Raw genomic sequence first — 2,863 nt, forward strand, 5'->3', positions numbered from 1 at the left:
GAGCCGTATCGTCGCGGCCGCCGGCGGCGATATCGCAAAGGCCAGCCTCTCCAGCGGGATCGTCGACAAGCTGGGTGATCGCATCTCCTTCGGCCGCCGCGTCGCCGAGATCGTCGGCGCCGAAGAGGACAAGCCGGCGGGCTCGTTCAAGCAGATCCGTTACCAGGCGTATGTGCAGGCGAACCCCGCTCCCAGCGAGGGCGAAATCGGCGTGGTCACCGTCGCCGGCGAGATCGTCGACGGCAAGGCCGGGCCAGGCACCGCCGGTGGCGACACGATCGCCAAGTTCATCCTTGATGGGCTTGCCGAGAAAAAACTGAAGGCGCTGGTCGTCCGGGTGGCTTCGCCGGGCGGATCGGTGCTGGCGTCCGAACGGATCCGCCTGGCCGTGCTCGAGGCGAAGCGCCGGGGCTTGCCGATCGTCGTCTCCATGGGCGGGGTGGCGGCGTCCGGTGGCTATTGGGTGTCGTTGCCGGGCGATGTGATCTTCGCTGATCCGGGCACGATCACCGGCTCCATCGGCGTGTTCGGCGTTCTGCCCAGCTTCGAGAACAGCCTCGCCAAGATCGGCGTCACCAGCGATGGAGTGAAGCTCACGCCGCTCGCCGGACAGCCCGACATCATCGGCGGCCTCAACGAAGAGGCGGGCGCCATGATTCAGTCGAGCATTGAGCAGGTGTATCGCCGCTTCCTGTCGGAAGTATCGCGCTCGCGCCGGCTCCCGGTGGCACGGGTGGACGAGATCGCGCAGGGTCGCGTCTGGGAAGGCGGCACCGCGCGGCAGATCGGGCTCGTGGATCGGTTCGGCACGCTGGATGATGCCGTGCAGGAAGCGGCACGGCGGGCCAAGCTCGATCCGGCCAAGGCAAAGCCCGTATATCTTGAAAAGAAGCCGAGCTGGGCGTCGCAGCTGGCGCAGCAGATCGGCAATGACGACGATGAAAGCGGCAGTGTCCCGACCGACGCGCTTGGCCGCATGGCGTGGGAACAGCGACAGGTGTTGGCGCGTGCCGCCGGTGACGTTCGGCGCATGGCAACCACCGGCGGCATTCAGGCGCGCTGCCTTGAATGCGGGCCGCTTGGTCCGATCCAGGTGACGGCTGGTGACGCGCGCTTGCTGGATCTGCTGCTGGCACGCTTCGGCCTGTGATCGCCGCGCTGTTCATGGCGCTGCAGGCGGCAGCGCCCGGCGCCACGCCGCCGCTGGTCCAGCCCGCCTCTCCGCGCACGCTGAGCGGCCGCTTCGCCTGCGAGGCGATCGTGTATGAGGTGCAGGTGACGGCCACGCCGCTGTCCGGCACGGGCGTGGTGCTTGATCGGCTGGCGATCGGGGGCAAGCCGGTGGACGGCGGCTCTCTGGCGGAAGCGCGGCGGATGGCGGCGCGGCTCTCCGATGTGCAGTCACTCGATGTGCGCTGCCGTGTGGGCGGTGCTGGCGAACTTAGCATCTATGGCTTGCAGGGCCCGCCCGGCGCACCGTCGCGCCGCGCGCGTCTGCGCGGCACGCTGTCCACGGCCGGCATCTCGGACTTGGTGGTCGCGGTGGAGCAGCGCTGATCCGACCCGTGTCGTGCTACGGCGGCGACAAGGGAATCGGTTGACGACCACGGCGCTTTGCTGCCGATTGGGCAAACCGGTCTGACATCAGGACCAACCCAGACGGAAGGAGGCGCCTGATCATGATCGCCATCCGCCCCGCCACGCCGGGCGATGCCGCCACCATTGCGGCGATCTATGCGCCGTATGTGCTCTCCGGCACCGTCTCGTTCGAGAGCGAGGCGCCTGATACGCGGCAGATGCGTCAGCGCATGACCGCATCGGACGGCCTCTATCCTTGGCTGGTGGCCACATCGGGGGTGGGCGATGACGCGGCGGTAGTCGGCTATGCCTATGCCACCCGTTTTCGAGAGCGCGCCGCTTACCGTTACGTGGTGGAAACCTCAATTTACCTGTCCGGGTCGGTGCAGCGGCAGGGCGTGGGCCGACTGCTCTACGAAGCTCTGGTTGATACGTTGCGCGCGCAGGGCTTCACCCAGGCGATCGGCGTCATCGCGCTTCCCAACGACAATTCCATCTCGCTGCATGAAGCGGTGGGGTTTCGGCGCGCGGGTATCTATCGCGAGGTAGGATATAAGCAGGGCCGCTGGCTGGACGTCGGTTTCTGGCAATGCGCGCTGAACGAAAGCATGGTGCCGCCGGTGGAGCCGCGCCGCTTTGCCGACGTGGGCGTGGTCCGCGCCTGATTGCGGCGCCGGCACGATCCTGCAGTAGTCCCCTCAACAAGCACCCGGGCGTGGCCTGCTACTGCCGCCGCCGATAGGCCGGAAGATGCAATTGCCAGCGGATGGCAGCTGCGCGAAGCGCAAAGCCGGCGCTGGCGGCGATAACGGCGGCCGGTGCCCCCTCCATTCCCAGCAACGACAGGCCGACGAACAGCGCTGAGGCCAGCGCCGCGGCGGTGACATAGAGTTCCGGGCGCATCAGAATCGATGGCTCCCCAGCCAGCACGTCTCGGATGATGCCGCCGACACAGGCAGTCACGACACCCATCAGAAAGGCCGGCACCGGCGGTACGCCATAGCCCAGCGCCTTGGCGGCACCGTAAACGGCATAAGCGGCAAGGCCCAGCGCATCGAACCAGTCCAGCGCTGCGCCGCGCCACCAGCGTTCGGGTGTGATCCAGATCACCAGCGCGGCCGACAGGCACACGGCTGCGGCACGGCTGTCGACGATCCAGAACACCGGCGCGCCGATCAGCAGATCCCGCATCGTGCCACCGCCGACGCCCGTGATGATCGCGAAAAAAGCGAGCGTCACCATTGTTTGCCCGCGGCGCGCCGGTGTTCTGGATCGTCGACAGCCG

The 2,863-nt window shown here is 67.6% G+C and carries 4 protein-coding genes; 3 read left to right on the forward strand and 1 reads right to left on the reverse strand.

Annotated elements, in window-relative coordinates; translation table 11 throughout:
- The 3 genes from AX702_RS19630 to AX702_RS19640 all read left to right on the forward strand — a co-directional run.
- On the forward strand, positions 1 to 1,150 hold a 1,150-nt coding region (locus tag AX702_RS19630; RefSeq protein ID WP_197420693.1), incomplete at its 5' end, for a S49 family peptidase.
- Positions 1,147 to 1,557 carry a hypothetical protein gene (locus tag AX702_RS19635; RefSeq protein ID WP_066782075.1) on the forward strand — a complete coding sequence of 137 codons (411 nt, stop codon included), beginning with the start codon at positions 1,147 to 1,149 and terminating at the stop codon, positions 1,555 to 1,557. The genes AX702_RS19630 and AX702_RS19635, both read left to right, overlap by 4 nt.
- Positions 1,558 to 1,679: 122 nt before the next feature.
- A complete protein-coding gene (locus AX702_RS19640) occupies positions 1,680 to 2,243 on the forward strand; it encodes a GNAT family N-acetyltransferase (protein WP_066782076.1) in 564 nt (187 codons plus the stop codon).
- A 58-nt stretch (positions 2,244 to 2,301) separates the two neighbouring features.
- Here AX702_RS19640 and AX702_RS19645 read toward each other — a convergent pair.
- On the reverse strand, positions 2,302 to 2,863 hold a 562-nt coding region (locus AX702_RS19645), incomplete at its 5' end, for a trimeric intracellular cation channel family protein (protein ID WP_066782077.1).

This window comes from Sphingomonas sp. CCH5-D11 (assembly GCF_001557395.1).
Lineage (GTDB): Bacteria > Pseudomonadota > Alphaproteobacteria > Sphingomonadales > Sphingomonadaceae > Sphingomonas.